At 43.0% G+C, this 20,462-nt stretch carries 14 protein-coding genes and 1 pseudogene; 12 read left to right on the top strand and 3 right to left on the bottom strand.

The genetic code is table 11. The features are described from left to right. The 4 genes from FE005_RS15020 (at position 1) to FE005_RS15005 (ending at position 4,059) form a co-directional block, all read left to right on the top strand. Positions 1-1,002, top strand: coding sequence for an SIS domain-containing protein (locus FE005_RS15020; RefSeq protein WP_138372114.1), 1,002 nt, complete (start codon positions 1-3; stop codon positions 1,000-1,002). A gap of 2 nt (positions 1,003-1,004) precedes the next feature. Beyond that, positions 1,005-1,733: a hypothetical protein gene (locus tag FE005_RS15015; RefSeq protein ID WP_138372113.1), complete on the top strand. Its 729-nt coding sequence runs from the start codon at positions 1,005-1,007 to the stop codon at positions 1,731-1,733. Positions 1,734-1,778: 45 nt separating this feature from the next. Beyond that, entirely contained in the window at positions 1,779-2,420 is a 642-nt protein-coding gene (locus FE005_RS15010) for an HAD family phosphatase (RefSeq protein WP_254696989.1), read from the top strand. Positions 2,421-2,694: 274 nt separating this feature from the next. Further along, on the top strand, positions 2,695-4,059 hold the full coding sequence (locus FE005_RS15005) for a peptidoglycan DD-metalloendopeptidase family protein (RefSeq protein ID WP_138372111.1): 1,365 nt from the start codon (positions 2,695-2,697) through the stop codon (positions 4,057-4,059). A gap of 221 nt (positions 4,060-4,280) precedes the next feature. Here the strand turns inward: FE005_RS15005 and FE005_RS17155 are convergent, their stop codons facing one another. Next, positions 4,281-4,412, bottom strand: a complete 132-nt coding sequence (locus FE005_RS17155) for a hypothetical protein (RefSeq protein ID WP_255200713.1) — start codon at positions 4,410-4,412, stop codon at positions 4,281-4,283. Positions 4,413-4,640: 228 nt separating this feature from the next. Continuing rightward, on the bottom strand, positions 4,641-5,417 hold the full coding sequence (locus FE005_RS15000) for a hypothetical protein (RefSeq protein WP_138372110.1): 777 nt from the start codon (positions 5,415-5,417) through the stop codon (positions 4,641-4,643). 168 nt (positions 5,418-5,585) lie between these two features. On the opposite strand from FE005_RS15000, the gene FE005_RS14995 reads away from it, so the two are divergent. The 3 genes from FE005_RS14995 (at position 5,586) to FE005_RS14985 (ending at position 8,222) form a co-directional block, all read left to right on the top strand. Continuing rightward, positions 5,586-6,071, top strand: a complete 486-nt coding sequence (locus FE005_RS14995) for a sigma-70 family RNA polymerase sigma factor (protein WP_254696988.1) — start codon at positions 5,586-5,588, stop codon at positions 6,069-6,071. A gap of 535 nt (positions 6,072-6,606) precedes the next feature. After that, on the top strand, positions 6,607-7,428 hold the full coding sequence (locus tag FE005_RS14990; RefSeq protein WP_138372108.1) for an ABC transporter ATP-binding protein: 822 nt from the start codon (positions 6,607-6,609) through the stop codon (positions 7,426-7,428). Further along, positions 7,425-8,222 (top strand): ABC transporter permease subunit, encoded by a 798-nt coding sequence (locus FE005_RS14985; RefSeq protein WP_138372107.1) that lies wholly within the window; start codon positions 7,425-7,427, stop codon positions 8,220-8,222. The genes FE005_RS14990 and FE005_RS14985 overlap by 4 nt, the downstream gene beginning before the upstream one ends. A 90-nt stretch (positions 8,223-8,312) precedes the next feature. Here FE005_RS14985 and add read toward each other — a convergent pair whose 3' ends face one another. After that, a complete protein-coding gene (gene add, locus FE005_RS14980) occupies positions 8,313-9,335 on the bottom strand; it encodes an adenosine deaminase (protein ID WP_138372106.1) in 1,023 nt (340 codons plus the stop codon). Between the two features lie 337 nt (positions 9,336-9,672). Here add and FE005_RS14975 point away from each other — a divergent pair, with 337 nt between their 5' ends. The 5 genes and pseudogenes from FE005_RS14975 (at position 9,673) to FE005_RS14950 (ending at position 20,308) form a co-directional block, all read left to right on the top strand. Then, positions 9,673-10,179, top strand: a complete 507-nt coding sequence (locus FE005_RS14975; protein WP_138372105.1) for a hypothetical protein — start codon at positions 9,673-9,675, stop codon at positions 10,177-10,179. Further along, positions 10,163-11,509, top strand: a complete 1,347-nt coding sequence (celB, locus tag FE005_RS14970) for a PTS cellobiose transporter subunit IIC (RefSeq protein WP_138372104.1) — start codon at positions 10,163-10,165, stop codon at positions 11,507-11,509. The genes FE005_RS14975 and celB overlap by 17 nt, the downstream gene beginning before the upstream one ends. 153 nt (positions 11,510-11,662) lie before the next feature. Beyond that, positions 11,663-12,394 carry a GntR family transcriptional regulator gene (locus FE005_RS14965; protein ID WP_138372103.1) on the top strand — a complete coding sequence of 244 codons (732 nt, stop codon included), beginning with the start codon at positions 11,663-11,665 and terminating at the stop codon, positions 12,392-12,394. Positions 12,395-13,092: 698 nt separating this feature from the next. Continuing rightward, on the top strand, positions 13,093-19,350 hold the full coding sequence (locus FE005_RS14960; RefSeq protein WP_254696987.1) for an Ig-like domain-containing protein: 6,258 nt from the start codon (positions 13,093-13,095) through the stop codon (positions 19,348-19,350). A 336-nt stretch (positions 19,351-19,686) separates the two neighbouring features. After that, positions 19,687-20,308: pseudogene (locus FE005_RS14950) on the top strand (demethylmenaquinone methyltransferase). The last annotated feature ends 154 nt before the right edge of the window (positions 20,309-20,462 follow it).

Genomic DNA, 20,462 nt, shown 5'->3' with positions numbered 1-20,462 from the left:
ATGCCATTTGTAAAAGAACAATTTATTAGCAACTATTCTCAAGTGATCGATCAATTAGATGCGGTGAAAGAAACAGCTGACGAAATGAAGCAGCAGAAATTTACTAAGATCTTCTTGATGGGTTGTGGGGGAACGTTCACCAAATTTGTCGGATTAAGACCACTATTGTTTGAAAAATTATCTGTGCCATTTTTGATTGTCAGCCCGGAAGAGTTGCTAAGCCTTTATTTTGATCAAATCGATGATCAAACATTGATTATTGCTGGTACAAAGACGGGTTCTACGCAAGAGATTCTTGATACACTTGGGAAAGTGCATCAAGTTTATCCTGAAACAACGATTTATGGGTTTATCGGTGATGATGACACACTTTTGGATGGAGCAGATATTCTTGATTACCGGACGAGCTCTGTTGATACAGATGTCCATTTGGTTCTGTTCGGCTGGTTCATTGAGTGCTATACTCAAATGGATCAAGACAAACTGGTTAAGATGCGAAAAGAAATTCTCCAACTTGGCACATTTGTCGGAGAAGCCATCGCTGGGGCCAAAGAATTCGCGCAACAACTGATTGCGACTGTCGATGTGGCGAAACCACAAATGTGGGTGACATCTGGACGTTTATGGGGAGAAGTTTGTTGCTTCTGTAACTATATTTTGGAAGAGATTCAATGGATCCAAGCACAGCCGATCCATTCTTCTGAATTTTTCCATGGTCCATTCGAAATGGTGGCCGAGGATTACCAAATCAACTTGATTATGAACGCTGATTCTAATCGTGACCAAGATCAACGGGTGGAACGCTTTATTGCTTCTCACTCTGCGCAAGCTAAAACGGTTGATTTAAATGAGTTTGGGCTGGATCGTTTTTCAAAAGAAACACAGAAATTTTTGATGCCGTGGTTTTTGAATCACTTCTTTGATCTATTATTGACTGTCTATACAGAAAAAACTGGAAAGAGTGCTAAAACACGCAGATATTATCGGAAAGTAGCGTATTAAAAATGAAACAAGAACTGTTCGAATTTCTTTGCTTGTATTTTCCTCGGATTTTTACTCAGAAGCATAAAAAAGCTTTTCGGCAATGGCTCGGTAAGTATTTAACTGAAGCTACAAATTGTCAGCAATCAGGAGACTACTTCTTCAGAGAAAATGCTACTTACACATTGATCATTGATATCTCGACACCAGAATGGTTTCCTTGGGGGAAAGACCATCTAACAAGAGAAAGTCGGTTACGCTATATCAAAGTTTTGGGGATGATAAAAATAGCTTTGATTTTAGCCGGGGCCCTAGGTATCTTTGCGGTCACAAAAATGATTGGTGAGCAGCAGTGGTTATGGTCCAGTGCGATGGGGTTGGTAGTAGGCGGAGTATTGCTTTTAGGATTTGGCCTGCCGCACCGTTACAATTTTTCTAAATTAGCGACGCTGGCAACGGTGATCAATCAATTCATTCAAGACGAGCATTCCAATTTGTTCATTGTCGATTCAGAGATTCAGCTGTATGCTTCAGTATCATCACAAATAACGACAAAGACGATCAGTTCAGTAGATGATTTATACATTGGGGAACAATCTGGATACCATCAAGAGGCTACCGGGCAAAAACACTATTTTAGTTTTACGAAAGTAGCTGGAACGACTTTTATCCCTAACAAGCAGCGGCAAAAGTCGGATGTACCGCCCAAGACGTTCTATGAAGATTTCGCTGCGTTTCGGGAAGTAGATTGAAATGAAACCTAAGATCCAATTCTAAAAGATTCAATGGGGGAGCACATGGTAAAGGGAATTATTTTTGATTTTGATGGTACACTTGTGGATACCGAGGAAGTTGCTTATCAAGCAGTAAAGCAATATCTTCGTGACACCTACCAGGTAACCTATACAAGGAGAGATTACCAAAAAAGTATTGGTTCAGCAGACGGGGTGTTTTATCAACACTTAGAAAAATCTCTAGGGAAGCCCGTCGATGTAGAAGCCATTGAAGCATGTTTTACTCAAGCACAGAAAACGAAGTATCCTGAGGTACCATTGCGGGAAGGCATTGCAGAAGTTATCCAGTATGGCAAAAAGAACCAGTTGAAGCTAGCGATCGTCTCTAATTCAAGGAAAGCAGAATTGATGCATTTCTTTGCTCATCATCAAGAGTTGATGTCTGTTTTTGATCTTATCCTCACCCGGGATGATGTGAAGGAAGGCAAGCCAGCTCCTGAGGGATATCAGAAATGTCTTGCACAGTTGGCATTGTCAGAAGAAGAAGTTATTGCACTGGAGGATAGTCCAACCGGGGTGACGGCCGCTTTAAGTGCGGGCTTGAAAGTATTGGCTTATCCCAATGCTTTTACCGCCGGAATGGTTTTTCCTGAAGAAGCGATGGTAGTAGCTGCAGCTGATTTGGCAGCTAGGCGATTCATCTGATTTTGTCGAACGTCAAATGAAACTCCAACGAAGGTAGATGAATGTTCAATGATTGAGCATTCATCTACCTTTTTTTTGCAAAAAATTCTTATCTGTTTTTTCCTCATGAAAAGAATCAAAAAGCAATTTACGATTCATGCTGGAATCTAACAAATTGATTGCAACGAGATGTCAGAATTTTGCATCCAGATGTTTTTCCTGTGATTCTGCCCAAAAGCAGCAAAATATTCGGTATGCTAGTAGAAATGAAAAGTAGGATTCAAAAGGAGATAGCATGAAAAAACTGGAAAAATTGATAGTCGCAAGCTCATTGGTGTGGATAGGTTTCCCATTGGTTGCAAACGCAGAGGATGTGGATCGTCTCATTCAGCAACAAACCCAGCGAATCAATGAAATCAAAGGGCAATCTGCTTCAATAGAAGCGTTCAAACAAAAGACGGAAGCGGAGATCCAGCAACTTGAATCTGAAATGGATTCGATTTTAGCGTCAAAGGCCAGCACAGAGCAAAAGGTCAACAAAATCGCAAGTGACATCAAGGAGTTGGAAGAAAAAATCGCTAAACGGAAAGAAACTTTGGCGAATCAAGCACGAGAGATCCAAGTTTCAGAACCTTCGAATGCCATGATGACGACATTGCTTGATGCGGAATCACTGGGTGAAGCAATCCAACGAGCGATTGCATCTGTTACCATCATGAATGCTAGCAATAGTATCGTTGAGCAACAACAAAAAGATATCGAGACAAGTATCAAGCTCGAAAAAGAACTAGAAGAAAAACTATCCGAAATTGAAACTCACGCGAGCGAGCTGCAACAAAAGCAAAAAGAGCTTGCAGATGTGCGATTGAATCAGGACGTGGCATTAGCCGACTTACGACTGTCTCTGAATCAAGAAGAGAGCAAGAAATCTGACTTGGAAGCAGATAAAGCGGCTGCTGAAAAGAAACGGGAAGAAACATTGAAACAATTAGCGGCAGAAGAAGCGTTAGCAGCCGAAGCCAAGAAACAAGCCCAAGCGGAGGAAAAAAAAGCTCATGAACAAGTTGAAAAAGAGGTAGTCGCTGAGACAGCAGCTTCTCAAGAAAAAGAATCCGCAAATGAAACTGGTTCAGAAGCAACGACATCAGCGAATGCTTCTGAACCAATCAAAGAAGAGACCAGCATTGAAGAAACAAGCAACAAAGAGACCAATCCCGAAACTAATTCAGAAACACCGGGACTTGCCAGCGGGAAACAAACCAGCGGTTGGTCTTTACCGGTCGATTCTGTCCATATCTCGAGTCGCTTTGGTTACCGTACAGATCCAACCGGTTCTTCCGGCAACCAGCATAATGGGATCGACTTTACCGGCAGCAGTGGAACACCGATTTATGCGATTCAAGGTGGGAAAGTGGTGGAAGCTGGTTATGGTCCATCCACAGGAAACTATGTGATCATAAAGCATCCGAACGGCATTTATAGTTATTACATGCACTTCAACACATTGCCTGCTGTTAGCAGTGGGCAAAGTGTCACAGCACGCCAATACCTTGGTGGAATGGGAACAACTGGCAATTCGACTGGTGTCCATTTGCACTTGGGTATGGCGACAGGACTATGGTCAGGCTTCTTCGATCCTGCCTCTGAATTAGGTCTCTAAATAAAAAAGCAGCGGCTCTTTGTAGTAAACCAAAAAGTTGGACCAAACATTCAACTTTTGAGGTTCCACTATTGCTGCTGCTTTTTATTCTGGGTCTTGGTTTCTTTTTGTTCTTTTCGAGAAAAGAGATGATTCGGGCATGGTATTAATCACCTGCCAATGGGATCAGTTGACATGCAGTCGATTGCGGATCTTGCTTGAAAGACATATTAGCTGATGATCTATTCTGATAAACCTTCTAACAACGCCAGCCATCGCTCAGCGAGCTGCTCACTGCTGCAAGACACGGTAAATGATTCTTTCCCTGTCATTTCGACATAGATCTCCGTTTCTGAAATTTTAACGATACGCATAGTAGTTTTCCTCCTTCGCAGCATTCCGCCACTATTTTCTCAAAACTATTTTCTCAAAACTATTTTCTCAAAGCACTATTTTCTTAAACTAGTGCTTTTTTGTTTCTCAAAAATAAAATACGCGAAAAGATCAAAAAATTTTTTTCTTTTGCATTTTCTTTTAAATTATCTGCAATTGCCCCTTTTTGGAACAAATGCGTGGTAAGAGTAAAATTTGACCAAATGCACTCATTTTTGTCGCATTTTTTGTTGGCTTTCTTCTGCATAGAGATCTTGATAAATCAGACTAAAACTTCCTCTTTTGCCGGGGAGATCGTGAAAATGAAGCTCCCCTAGTAAATGATTGGTGAGAGGAGAAAAAGAAAGGTCCAGAAATTCAGTGAGACTAGTATTCGCCCGAGGCAGTTGATAGCTATGTTCCCGTTTGATAATGCCATGAGCAAGAAAACTGATCAGCATGGTTTGCTTTAGACGACGGGATTCAACCGAGCTGGGAAAAGAGAACTGATTGTGCAGTTCTATGAACAGTTGCGGTCCAGCAGCGGACAACGTCATGATTTTTCCAGGATTGACCCAAATGGTGTCTTTTTTGGTGGCGTTTGTTAGTGGTAGCAAGCTGTATTCGCTAGTTGCACAAGGAATCTTGTATTGACGTTTGATATTCGATTGACTGAATAAATGGTACAGTGTATCTTTGAAAAGCGCGTACTCATAAAAATGGAAATGGAGAAGAATCTGTTTGATGATAGGAAATGGCGGCTGTGGAAGCAGAGAGCAATAGTCTTGATAAATGATCAAAGAATGCGTGAGATCATCACGAACAAAAGGCAGGATGGCAAAGATCTCTTTCTCGAAGTCGATTGTCATGGTTGGGCGAATCAAAGCATCCAGTTCATGGCAAGTGGTCAGATCACTTAGATTTAGGAATCGTTTACATTTTGGCTCAAAGGACAGACGATAAGGATCAAGTTTATTCAAACTTGAAGGGGAGTAGCATCTCTTCATAGAAAAACTCCTTCATTTTAGATACTTCAACTATAAAATTGTCTGACAATTTTTGCAATAAAAAGTGCATATTTCGAATGAATTGTTACTTTTTGACGAAAATAGCATCCTTCGCTTTTTGCTATGGTTAATGTACCCGCGGGAACACCAAGCAAATGGAGGAAACCAATGATAAAATGGCACACACTGATGGCTTCGTATGAACGCCTCTTTTACAAGGTGTTGATTCGGGCGGGCATTTTTCCCAGTCATCCAGATTTTGAAGATTATTTGCAAGAGTTGCGCCTCTTGCTATTTGAACGCGCACGAAGCTACCCAGAAGAAGGAATCTTCCGTCACGAAAATGATGTCAATTACCTTTTTGGCTTTTTGCTGTGGCGCGTGATCGATATACAGCGAAAAAGTAATTGTCAAAACCAACTCATTCAACCCATCGCATCCGAGTTGGAAGAAACAATCGATTTGACTGAAGAGATCGATAATCATCTGCTGCTGATGCAGTTCTGGGCATTTCTGAAACCGAAGGAACGGCAAATGTGGCTGGATTGGGTCAATCAGGTGGGGTCAAAACAATCTCGCTATTATTATCGCCAGAAGTTGAGAGCCCGTTGGCAGCAATTTATTCACGAGGAGACGACAAGCAGTAAAAACTAGCTGGTCTGTTCAGTCAGAAGAAATGTGAGCGACACGGACAGAAGCTTTCTTGCCCGTTCCTCTTGTCACACACATCTTCTTTCTGTAGACTGAGGGTAGGAACGAAAGGCACCTTTTGTTTAAACTGATCTCACATTATCGACAGGTAATGACAGTTTTTCTTGGTACTTGATAAACTCCTTTTATGTTAGACCATAACTGGTGCCTTGGGTTCTAATTTATTGAGAATGATTATTTTGCTTTTGTCAATTTATACGAGCAGCGGTCCCCGAATAAGAGGGCGGCTGCTTTTTGTGGTCAGTTTGCGATTTAAAAAACAGCTTTTTTTGGCGAGCTTTTTTTGAGATGCGGCAGATATTTTGATAGTCAAACGCAGCAACATGGTCTATACTTTGGCTATCATCATACGAAATGTATGGCAAAGACCAAACAACTTGACTGATCACTTGCAAAGCGGCAGTATCAAAAAGTGAGTAGATCGAAGCAGCAAATGATTTGCTAGTGGATAGGTGTTGGTCAATAGGAGGAATGTACGATGGGGAAAATTGATATTTCCAATCTCACACGAGATTATGGCAATGGCAAAGGAATTTTTGACCTGTCATTTTCTGTGGAAGCAGGAGCGTTTGGATTTCTGGGGCCCAATGGCGCGGGAAAGACCACGACGATCCGTCACCTAATGGGGTTCATTAAACCTCAAAGCGGCAGTTGTTCAATCAATGGGCTGGATTGTTGGCAACAACGGGAACAAATCCAAAGAAATTTAGGCTACATTCCTGGCGAAATGACTTTTTTTGATGAAATGACCGGAAGCGAATTTATTAAATTCATCGCAAAGTATCGAGGAAATGCTGAGAACGGACGGGCCAAAGAATTACTTGATCGGTTTGAATTAGATCCGAACGGCAAGATCAAGAAAATGAGTAAAGGGATGAAACAAAAAATCGGCATCGTTGTGGCTTTCATGCACGATCCGGAGATTCTGATTTTGGATGAGCCAACTAGTGGATTGGATCCTTTGATGCAGTCACGTTTTATTGATTTGATTACGGAAGAAAAAAAGCGGGGCAAAACCATCCTTATGTCTAGCCACATGTTCGAAGAAGTTGAGCGGACCTGTGATCGAATAGGTATCATTCGTGCCGGAAAATTAGTTGCGTTGGATTCTACCGATACACTAAGAGAAAAACATGTGCGTCGTTATACCGTCACTTTGCCGAATGAACAGCAGGCGGTAGATTTTGCAGCTGATTTTAATGGGAAAATCGATGCAGCATATCCTTGTCAGGTTCAAGTCAGTACGAGTCAAACATTGGAACAAATCTTTATGGATTATTATGGAGGTGAAGAGAAATGATCAATTTCACCCTTTACAAACGAGAATTACGCCGCAGCTTGTTGACCCTGGTGATTTTTGGTGCCGTCATGACTCTCTACATCTCGATTATTGTCAGTATGTACAATCCAGAAATGATGCAGTCCCTTGAAGAGATGCGCAAAATGCTGCCGGAGTTGATGTCAGCCGTCGGTATGAAAGCCGGTGCCACGTCATTACTGGGGTTCATGTCTTCTTATCTTTACGGGTTTATATTGATTATTTTTCCAATGGTATTTTCGATTCTTCGGGGGAATGCATTGATTGCCAAATATGTGGACAGCAACGCGATGGTGGCACTGCTGGCAGCACCCATCAAACGGAGAACGATTGTCATGACCCAGATGTCGGTTCTTTTAACCGGAATTGTCTTTTTGATTATCTATGGCACTGCTTTAGAGATCATTTGCGGATTACAATTCAAAGGGGAACTCGATATGTCCAAACTGTTGCTGCTGAATGGTGGATTGCTTTGTTTGCAGCTGTTTATCGCAGGGATATCTTTTTTAGCATCTTGTGTTTTTAATGATTCAAAATACAGCATTGCTGTCGGTGGTGGGTTACCAGCATTGATGTATGTCTTACAGATGCTTGCCAACACCGGCGGAAATGCCGAAAAAGTCAAGTATTTCACTTTCTTTACATTGTTTGATCCGGATGCTTTGATCGCAGGAGATCGTAGTGGTCTCATTGGCATCTTTGTACTGCTGATCGGCGCATGTATCTTGTTTGCGGCATCAAACATGGTTTTTTGCAGGAAAGATTTGCATATTTAAAGACCATGCCAACAAACAATCACTCCAATCCTGTATTTGGAGTGATTGTTTGTTTTAATCTTGTGCAACTTTGCCTGCATAAGAATTACATTAATTGCTTTTCTCCGCAACAAAAGCATCGACTTCCGCTAGATACAACTTCTTCTCTTCTTCTGGTAGCCAAGCAATTTCAAAGGCATTTCTGACCAATTGAATGATTTGTTCCTCTGTTAGCTGATAATTTTTGCTCAATGCATAAAGGTCATCAGAAAGATAGCTTTGGAAATAAGCTGGATCATCGGAATTGATCGTTACTTTGATGCCTTTTGCCAATAGTTCAATGATTTCTTTTCCTTTCATATCATCCACGACAAAGCTGTTGGAGACAGGGCAACAAGTCAATCCGATTTGGTGCGCCTGCACATAATCGACTAACTGTTCATCTTCTACGATATTTGTTCCATGATCGATTCGTTCCACTTGGATCTCTTCAATGGCTTGACGAATGTGTTCGATTGAATCTTCTTGATCAATGTCGCAATGCATCGTCAAATGAAACCCAGCGGCTTTTGCTTTTTCAAAAACTTTTTTGAACTTCAGTGGTGGATTGCCTTTTTCATCCGAATCAAGTCCGATTCCCAAGATCTTATCCTTAAAAGGCAGCGCTTGTTCAAAAGTTTCTTCTGCCGATTCAGCAGAAAAGTCCCGTAAGAAACACATAACTAAGGCACTTCGTACACCAAGTTGTTCACTTTCTTGAGTCGCTCGATAATAGCCGTTGATGACGGTTTCAAAAGAAATACCGCGAGAGGTATGGGCTTGCGGATCAAAAAAAACTTCAGCATAAGTTATGTGATGTTCAGCAGCCTTCTTGAAATAAGCCATTGCCAATTCATAAAAATCTTCCTCTGTTTGGAGGACATTCATCGCTGGATAATAAATGTTCAAAAAAGAAGGCAATGAGTCGAACTGATAACTTGCTTCCACTTCTTCGATCGTTGTTTGACCAATATCAATTTGATTTTTTTGTGCCAATCGTAATTTCAAATCAGGTTCCAACGTTCCTTCTAAATGCAGATGTAGTTCAGCTTTGGGGATTTCTTTGATAAATTCATAGGTTACTTCTTTTAACATAATTTTCGTCTTTCTCCTTTTTTATTAAGTATTTTACACTTTAACCCTTTTTTTATCTCCAAAAAACGAACATCTTGTTGAACAGACATTCCTTTTATTCATTTTTAACATAAAATCCCCGTTTTCACAAGTTCAACATATTGTTGTGAGATAGCTGAATAGTCCCAAAAAAAGCTGGTATGAAATTAGCCGAGCTTTCTAAGAAAATTATTTTTTTCAACCAAACATCAAAAAGTAATCGCTTGCATGATTTTTGATTTGTGCTAAAATTAACTTGTTCGAACAAGTTTGATTTTCACGATTCGCAAAAATAATTAGAGAGGAGTGGATCATAGCTATGAGAGAACAAAGCCATTCGTCCAGTGCCAATGAGTACGCACAAAAAAATAGAAACTTTAATCGTTATCTGATCTTTCGTTACATGACGGCAATTTTTTTCTTTATCAATCTTTATTGGGCGTTGCTTAGTCTGGCAAATTGGACGTTGATGGGACTAGTACCAGTCTGTTTGCTTTTTGTTGATGGCGTCATCATCTTTGAACAAACACAGAAATATTGGCAACCATCCAACCGCCTGCATCGGACTAAATTGGGCTATTGGATTCAAGCAGGGGTCAATAGTGCTGGCATCGTTTTTATTTTGCTGGGGTGGCAAGATCGCTTTTTTCCTTTATTAGCTTCCGCCGGCAGAACGCTTTTACTGGTTAGTCTGACTCTGGGACTGATTTGTTGTGTGTATATCGAGCGAAAAATTTGGTTGATCGAAAAAAATCGGGATAGTTATTTGACCTATCTGCGAGCATTTGAGAATAAAGGAGGAAACACAAATGAATTCAGAAAATAGTAAAATGTTTACCTTTCTAGATAAGTATTTAATGGGACCAATGGGGCGGATCTCGCAATTCCGCATCGTCCGTGGAGTGATGGCAGCCGGGATGGCTTCTATTCCATTTACGATCGTTGGTTCGATGTTCTTGATTATTAGCGTCTTACCGCAAAGTTTTCCAGCTTTAGCATCGATTTGGGCGGCTTCTTTTGATAAGATCCAAAGTTTGTATATGCTAGGAAATACTGCAACGATGGGGATCTTGGCCTTGTATTTCTGTATCGTTTTTGGTTATGAATATACGAAGATCCAAGCGCAAGAAGAAAAAATTTCGTTAAGTCCTGTAAACGGGGCGTTATTGTCAATGATGGCATTCTTCATGTGTCTCCCTCAATTAGTATTTGAAGGTGGGGTAGCGACTCTTGTGACCATTATTTCCGATGATCAAAAAATCATTGATGGCTGGGAAATGGCGGGAGGAGTGACTCGTTTAGGAACCACTGGTATTTTTACTGCAATTATTATGGCTATTATTGCAGTGAAGATTTACGCGTTTTGTGTTAAGAGAAATATCTACATCAAAATGCCTGATACTGTACCAACTGGTGTTTCAAGTTCATTTACCGCGTTGATTCCAACGGCGCTGATTGCGTTATTCGTCATTGTGATCAACGGAGCTTTAGTAGCTTTGGGGACCGATATTTTCAAAGTCATTGCGATTCCTTTCAGTTTTGTTTCACAGTTGACGAGCACATGGGCTGGATTGCTGGTCATCTATTTCTTGATGCATGCATTGTGGATCGTTGGGATCCACGGAGCAACGATCGTGACATCATTCTTGACGCCTATCGTTCTTTCCAACATGGTTGAAAACCAAAGCGGTGCAAATATTGCTTTTGCTGGTGAATTCAATAATAGTTTTGTGACAATTGGTGGTTCGGGAGCAACATTGGGCATGGTTATCTTCATCGCGTTTTTTGCTAAATCGGCACAACTAAGTGCATTAGGTAAAGCCGCGATCGTCCCGTCATTCTTTAACATTAATGAACCCATTTTATTTGGGATGCCTGTTGTGTATAACCCCTATACGGCAATTCCTTTCTTTTTGGCACCAATGGCTTCTATGTCGGTGGCATATTTTGCAATCAATTTAGGGTTTGTCAAACCACCGATTGCTCAAGTCGCTTGGCCAACCCCAATTGGTCTTTCAGGGTTTATCGGTTCAGGTGGCGATTGGCGCGCATTTGTCCTTGCGCTAATTTGCGCCTTGGTTGCTTTTCTTATTTGGTTCCCATTCATCAAAATGTATGACGGCAAACTATTTGCAGAAGAACAAGGAAAAGCTTAGACGACAGTGTAAGTTTGAATCAACAGAACCCAGCTAAACATGTCTTAGCTGGGTTTTCTTTTGTCTTCATGATATTAAAGAAATAAAGATTCCCACTAAGGCAATAGCTTTTGCGGTAAAATAGGAGTAGTACAACATTGGGGGAGAAGTGAAATGACAAAACAATGGACGATCGATTTATTAGCTGCAGATTTAATCGCACGAATCGAAAAAAAGGATTTAGCTGATCGCAACGGAAAGTTGCCTAGCGAGAAAGAATTGATGGAACACTATCAAGTCTCTCGGTATTCCTTAAGGCAAGCACTAAGCAGATTGAGTAAACGCGGCTATATTTACCAAATTCAAGGCAGAGGCTCCTATGTACACGATCAATTGACGCAAGAGCAGAAAGCAGTCCAAAGTGATCTTGGGTTTACCGAAGATCTTGCCAGAGAAGGGAAACTGATTCAAACCGTTCAAGCAACCCAACGGTTAGTCTCCCAAACTGAGATCGATTTTTCGCCAAGCCACCAACGATTTTCTGAGGATCAGCATTTTATAGAAGTCGAACGATTTCGCACACTAGATGATCAGCCTTATCTAATTGAGAAGTCCTATTATCTAGCAGATATCGTTGGCCAGATTCCTGATTCTGCTATCTATGGTTCCATGTTTGAATACTTTGCACAGGAAAAGGGATTGACCGTCAGTTTCATCGACAAATTTATCCGCTGTGAATTACTGACTGCTAAACAAGCGGCTTTTTTTGGCATGGACGCAGGGAGCCCTAGTTTGATTGTACGAGATGACAGTTACCTGAGAGAAGGGGACTTGATGGCCTTCTCAAAAATCTTCTATGACTATCGAGAAGCAACGCTGTTTATGCACAAGAAATTACAAGATTGATCCTTTAGAAGCAACTTATAAAAAGGCCTAAGCCACCAGAAATCATTCACGATTTCAGGCGGCTTATTTGTTTGGCAACGGTTTTTGAAGGGGAAAGTAGTGAAAATCCTCGTTTTTAAGTTTTTTTTCTGTTTTTTTAAAATGATTTTAAAAAAACAAAATACTGTTCAGAAAATAATTCTGATTTCACTTTTTGACAAAAGAAATACAAGAAGAAAAATTGAAAGCGTATTCTTAAAGTGTTGAAATAATTCTAATTTTTGTTAATAAAAAGAAATAATATCAAAATAAACTCTTTATAATGAGTTTTTTTGCAAAATGGAGCCCCAGGTAATAAATAATTAATAATAAATATAAAAATAAAAGGTTTTCGTTATTTTATTTATAACAGGATGTTTTTTTAATTATTCGTGGTGTTAATAATTTGTTGTATAAAAATAAAAATGCTAGAATTTGCTTAAATAATTAATTTTTTTAGTTATTTAATCATAAAAAGACGCTGAAATCGTTCTGATATTTTGAAATATTTAGTTGCGTTTTTTTCGAGTATTTGAATGGGTGTTTTTTTATTTTTGCAAACGTTTTTTGTTTGTGATCTTTTTCTACGGATATGTGATCATAGCGAACATCAAAAAACGAATGCCAAAGTTGTTTGGTCACTCTTGTTGGTTGTATTTATTTGAATAGGAGGAGTAAGAATGAAGGGCAATGACTATAAAAAAATAATGAATTCAAGGAGAAAAAGACGCGCATTAAACAAAAAATCGCTACTGGCGAATTTAACAGTCAGCGGGATGCTACTGACTAGTTCTGTGGTTGTTCCCACCACATTGTTGTGGGCACCAAGGACAGCAGAAGCATCATTGGTTTCTGCTGAGATTTTTAGCAACGTTCAAGCATCAAATGATTCTGGAACAAGTGCTTCAGCGCCATATTCAAATCCTGGAGATACCAACCCAATCAACTTTACCATCAGTGGATCGGATGCGGTGGCTCTTGATGTTTTAAATGGCGATAAAGTAGCGATCATTGGTGTGCCAAAAGGATTGACTGGTTTTGTACAACCAAATGGCAATACCCGGGTTTCAACAAATGTCACTTTGCAACTTGGAGATATTGCCGCTATCCAAACACTGATTGGGACGATTACTCCCGCTATTGACACATTGGCAGCGACAGTGGATGCACTGGTAAATCAGAATTTGGCAGATGCACTAGAAATTCCTAGAACGATTGGCGGTTTACCAAATCCTCTGTATGCAGCAGCTTCCATCGTTGATATCAGTCAAGTAGTATCCGTTAATCTAGATGAAATTTATGAACAATTGGATTTATTAAACCAGTTAGGACAATTCGGGCAAGCTGATTTTGAAGTGCCTGCTGGTTTGACAGACAATGAACGCGCCTTGATCGCCAATGTGGATGACGGTATATTTGTCGTGGTCAATCAACGAATCCAGTCCATTTTGGAGAACTTGAAACAGGCGCAAATCCAAGTGAGTATCTTGGACGGAGCAAGTAATATTCCGGGAATTGGCTCATTGATCGACGGCGTGAACGCACTTGTCCAAGAAACAGTCAACACAGCGAAAGACACCCTGAATGTTACTGTTGATGCTGCACAAGCTGTCTTGAATGGAACGACAGATCTTGCTGATCAGATCGCAGCGGCCTCTGTATTAGGTCAAACGACAGTTGTGATGCCGACGATGGTGACAATACCGACAACTTCAGAGCTGATTGCAAATGGTGTGACGAATCCGTCGAATCCATACGAAGCTCGATTTGCAGGTACTTTTTCTCAATCTAATCTACTCACACTTGATTTATTTACTGATGAGGATGGTAATAATTCCATCTGGTTAGCAGCAGAACCTGCAGCAGAACAAACCGAAACACCAACTATCAATCCTGTTGCGGCTGGTGATACCACTATCAGCGGAACAGCAGAACCAGATTCAACGGTAACAGTGACTATCGGAAATGAGCAGCCAATCACAGCAGTGGCGGATGACCAAGGCAACTGGACAGCCGAGGTGCCAGAAGTCTCTCAAGGGGAAACAGTGACCGCAGTGGCAGAAGCAGATGGCAAAGATCCAAGCGAGCCAGTGACAGTGAGTGTCGCAGGTTTGACCGTTGCAGCACCTACAGCCTCCATCAGTGGCAATGAAACAGACGGCTATCCGGTCATTGGGAAAGCAACGCCGAATGCAGCGATTGAGATCACGAACGCTCAAGGAGACGTTGTCGGCAGTGGAACGACTGACAGCGACGGCAACTATCGCATCGTAATTGCCCCCGATCGAGTCGCCCCAGAAGAAAACTTGAATGTCAAAGCAATCGTGACGGCTGGTGGTCAAGACTACACTAGTCCAGAAACAGCAATCACTGTTCCAATCGATGATACGGCGGAACAAACAACTGTGCCGACGATTGATCCAGTGACGGCTGGTGATACTACGATCAACGGAACAACGGAACCTGGAGCAGCCGTGTCGGTTTCGGTAAGTGGGGAAGAACCAGTCACAGCAGTTGCAGATGATCAAGGAAATTGGACAGTTGATGTGTCAGAAGTGACTGAAGGAGAGACAATCACCGTCATAGCCACAGCTAATGGAAAGACACCAAGTGCGCCAGTAAACGTGAGTGTTGGCGGTTTGACCGTTGCGGCACCGACTGCTACGATTAGCGGCAATGAAACAGACGGCTATCCAGTAGTCGGAACAACGGTTGCTGATGCAGCAATTGAAATCACCAATGCCCAAGGAGACGTTGTCGGCAGCGGCACTGCGGATGGGGCTGGCAACTATCGGATCGTAGTTGCGCCAGATCAAGTCGCCCCAGAAGAAAACTTGAATGTTACAGCGGTTGTGACAGCCGGAGGGCAAGATTACCGTAGTGGAGCAACACCAGTTGTTGTGCCAGTAGATAGTCAAGAAAACCAAACTGAAACGCCGTCGGTCGACCCGGTGAATGCTGGGGATCAAACGATCAGCGGTACAGCTGAACCGAATGCCAATGTAGTGGTAACTGTCAGTGGAGAAGAGCCAGTGACGGTCGTTGCGGATGACCAAGGGGATTGGACCGCAAATGTAACGGAAGTTACCGAAGGCGAAACAGTGACTGTGGTAGCTACTGCTGGTGATAAAGAGCCAAGTACACCCGTCAGTGTCATCGTCAGCGGAATAAGTGTTTCTGCACCAACTGCATCAATTACTGGTAACCAGAGAGATGGTTATCCTGTAGCTGGTCGAACAACTGCGAATGCAGGCATTGAAATCACCAATGCCCAAGGAGAAGTCGTAGGTAGTGGTACTGCAGATGACGATGGCAACTACCGTATTGAGATCGCGGCAGATCAAGTCACACCAGAAGAGAACTTGAATGTCACAGCAGTCGTCTCTGCTGGCGGGAATGATTATCGCAGTGCTTCGGCTACAGTAGTCGTGCCGGCAGATAATCGTGAAAATCAAACGGAGACACCAACGATCGAGCCAGTGACGGCAGGGGATACAGCCATTAGTGGAACTGCTGAGCCAGATGCAACGGTCACAGTGACGGTGAATGGGGAAGATCCAGTGTCAGTCGTCGCAGATGGTCAAGGAAATTGGACGGCGGATGTACCGGAAGTTTCTGAAGGCGATACAGTCACGGTGGTAGCAGAAGTGGCTGGAAAAGATCCAAGTATTCCAATCAGTGTAACTGCTAACGGTTTGACTGTTTCAGCACCGACTGCCTCAATCAGCGGCAATGAGACTGATGGTTATCCAGTTGTCGGCAAAGCAACCGCTGATGCAACAATTGAGATCACAAATTCGCAAGGAGAAGTCGTTGGCACTGGTATCGCCGATGGAGAAGGCAATTACCGAATCGTGATCGCGCCAGATCAAGTGGCTCCAGAAGAAAGTTTGAATGTGACAGCGATCGTGACTGCTGGCGGGCAAGATTACCGTAGCGGAACAACGACAGTTGTTGTGCCAACCGATAATCGTGAAAATCAAACAGCAATACCAACGATTGATCCTGTTAGTGCCGGTGATACGACAGTCAGCGGAACGGCAGAACCCGGTTCAACAGTAACTATTACAGTCACCGGAGAAACTCCAATCACTGTCGAAGCAGATGATCAAGGAAATTGGACGACGGATGTGCCCGAGGTTTCCGAAGGTGATACGGTAACCGTTGTGGCAGAAACGGAGGGGAAAGATCCAAGCGCACCGATCAGTGTCACGGTTGGAGGAATCACTGTTGCTGCACCAACCGCGTCAATTAGCGGCAATGAGAGCGATGGTTACCCAGTGACTGGTAAAGCAGCAGCGAATACAACCATTGAAATCACCAATGCGCAAGGGGATGTCGTAGCTACTGACACCACTGATGGCGAGGGCAATTACCGGATCGTGATCGCGCCAGATCAAGTAGATCCAGAAGAAAACTTAAACGTGACGGCAGTCGTAACCGCTGGCGGAAAAGACTATCGCAGTGGGGCAACACCAATTACCGTGCCTTTAGCAAACCAAACGACCACACCAACGATTGATCCCGTCACAGCCGGTGATGAGACAATCAGCGGAACGGCAGAACCAGGTTCAACCGTCACTATCACCAATGGCGACAAAGATCCCGTCGTCGTTGAAGCAGATGATCAAGGAAATTGGACTGTTGACATCCCAGAAGTTTCCGAAGGGGACACCATAACAGTCGTGGCAGAAACCGATGGGAAAGATCCAAGTGCACCAATCACAGTAACGGTGGATGGGTTAAATGTTGCAGCACCGACTGCATCGATCAGCGGAAACGAACTTGCTGGTTATCCAGTAGTTGGTAAAGCAGCAGCAAATGCAACGATTGAAATCACCAACGCTCAAGGAGATGTGGTAGGGACTGGCACTACTGATGGCGACGGCAATTACCGAATCGTGATCGCGCCAGATCAAGTAGATCCAGAAGAAAACTTGAACGTCGCAGCGATCGTAACTGCTGGTGGAAAAGACTACCGCAGCGCCAACACGCCGATCACTGTACCAGAAGACAGCCAAACAGGAATTCCAACGATTGATCCTGTAACAGCTGGTGATGAAACTGTAAGTGGAACGGCAGAACCAGGTTCAACCGTCACCATCACCAATGGCGACAAAGATCCCGTCGTCGTTAAAGTGGATGACCAAGGCAATTGGACTGCTGATATTCCAGAAGTTTCCGAAGGGGATACCATAACCGTTGTGGCAGAAACCGATGGCAAGGATCCGAGTGCACCAATTACGGTGACGGTGGATGGACTGACGGTTACCGCACCAACCGCATCCATCAGCGGCAATGAGCTTGACGGTTATCCAGTTGTTGGTAAAGCAGCACCTGATGCCACAGTTGAAATTACTAACGCGCAAGGGGATGTAGTAGGGACTGGCACTACTGACGGAGAAGGCAATTACCGGATCCTGATCGCGCCAGATCAAGTAGATCCAGAAGAAACTCTGAATGTCGCAGCGATCGTAACAGCTGGCGGCAAAGACTATCGCAGCGGTAACACCCCGATCACTGTGCCAAAAGAGAATCAAACAACGAGTCCAACAGTTGATCCCGTCACAGCCGGAGACGATACAATCACTGGAACAGCAGAACCAGGTTCCACTGTCACCATCACAAATGGCGACAAAGATCCTGTGGTCGTTGAAGCAGATGAGGAAGGCAACTGGACCGCTGAAGTACCAGAAGTTTCGGAGGGCGACACTATAACTGTCGTGGCAGAAACCGATGGCAAGGATCCAAGTGCACCAATCACAGTGACGGTGGATGGGTTGACAGTGGATGCACCAACCGCAGCGATCAACGGCAATCAGACCGATGGCTATCCAGTTGTTGGGGAAACAGTGGCTAATGCAGTGATTGAAATCACTAATGAACAAGGCGAAGTGGTGGGTACCGGCACAGCCGATGAAGAAGGCAATTACCGAATCGTGATTGCGCCAGATCAAGTGGACCCAGCAGAAAACTTGAATGTCGCAGCGATTGTGACCGCTGGTGGCAAAGACTACCGCAGTGGCAATACACCAATCACAGTACCTATGGAAAAAACGGCTACGCCACTCATTGATCCAGCGATTGCCGGGGACGAAACAGTCAGCGGAACCGCAGAGCCAGGTTCTTCAGTCATTCTGACCATCAATGAAGCAGCTCCAGTGATGGCGCGAATTCTAGGTGGGATGAATACCACCCGTGCCTTTGCCGCACCACTTGAATTAAGAGCGGATGAAGCTGGCAATTGGCGTATCAATGTAGCCGAGCTATCGGAAGGAGATGTGTTGACGGCTACTGCACAAACTGATGGGAAATATGTCAGTGATCCGATGAGTATCGTCGTTAGTCCCGTGACGGTTGCCGCACCTACTGCAACCATCAGCGGCAATGAATCATCTGGGTATCCGGTTACGGGGAAAGCTGATCCAAATGTAACCATTGAAATCACTAATGCTCAAGGAGAAGTGGTGGGCACTGGTACGACAGACAGTGAAGGCAATTACCGGATCGTAGTAGCAGCCAATCGCGTCGAGCCAAAAGATAATTTGTATGTTGTTGCTAGTGTCGTTGCTGGTGGCAAAGAATACCGCAGTGCAGCTGCTACAGTAACAGTTCCGGTTGCTGGAGTTGGCGGCGGCAATACTGGCGGTGGTAATACTGGCAGTGGCAATACTGGTGGCGGCAACGCTGGCGGTGGTAATAACAATGGTGGCAATGCCGGAGGAAATAATATCGGTAATGGCAATAACGGTGGAATCAATATCATCGGCAATGGGAACATCAGCGGTGGCAACAACATCAATCGTAACAATAGTGGGGGCAAATACTTGCCGCAAACTGGCAGTGAAAGTAATTGGTTTGCATCAATGATCGGTGCTGCACTGGTTGCGATCGGTGGTCTTGGTTTCTTCAAATCAAGAAAGAAAAAAAATCAGTAACTGGTGAAACTAGACCAAAGCAAATAATTGCTGATCCATAAGAGAAGGCTTTTGCGATGTGTCCATGTCGCAGGAGCCTTTTTCAGAAATGTTCCTAAATCTATATAGCCTTTCTGCTGCGTTACCAACAATTCTACGAATGGTTAATGGTTGTAGAGACACGAAGTCTGAGAGCGAAAAGAATAGAGACGTTAGTAGAAAATAGGCAGATTTAAACAGGAATTTTTTCTTTTTTGACTATCCATGCTACACTAAATTTTGTAGTAAATGGAAAAAGCTTTCAATCGTTTGGTTACGCAGGTTGCGTGATTGGAAGGCAAAAGGATGGTGTAGAGGTTGATAGGCGACAAAGGCAAGGAAGCACGTGTCCATCACGTTTTTGAGCGTGTTGCGGAGAACTATGACCAGATGAATACCGTGATTTCTTTTCAACAACATAAACGCTGGCGAAAAGATACGATGAAACGGATGCAAGTCCAAGCAGGTAATGATATCCTTGATGTCTGCTGCGGCAAAGAAAAAAGCAGCGGAGCAAAAGACAAAGATCGAATGGATGCAAGGAAATGCAATGGCACTTCCTTTTGTAGACAATACGTTTGATGCTGTGACGATCGGGTTTGGTCTGAGAAATGTTCCTGATCTTGTAACCGTTCTAAAAGAAATGCAGCGGGTCGTAAAACCTGGCGGAAAAGTGGTTTGTCTGGAAACATCACAGCCCACTTTAATTGGTTGGCGGCATCTGTATTATGCGTATTTCCGATTCATTATGCCGCTGTTAGGAAAACTGTTTGCTAAAAGTTACCAAGAATATTCTTGGTTGCAAGAGTCAGCTAGAAGTTTTCCTGGCAAAGAAGAATTAGCTCGCTACTTTCAATCAGCAGGACTGACTAATATAGTTGTCAAAAGCTATAGTGGAGGTACTGTAGCCATGCATCTTGGATATAAATCAACCAACTGAATCCAATAAAAAAGCATGCGTTGACATAGAAGCTGTTAAAGGGATATTGCTGAGAAAATCAGCTCATTTTCGAAAACAAAGACAAGTGTTTCAGATCAAAATAAAAACCAACGTCAGTTTCACTTGACATTGGTTTTTTTGCTGTCTATTCACT

It is taken from the genome of Enterococcus sp. M190262, from assembly GCF_005843965.1.
In the GTDB taxonomy this organism is placed as follows: domain Bacteria; phylum Bacillota; class Bacilli; order Lactobacillales; family Enterococcaceae; genus Enterococcus_D; species Enterococcus_D gallinarum.
The sequence above is the reverse complement of the archived record's forward strand: the minus strand, read 5'-3'. Positions and strand labels throughout refer to the sequence as shown.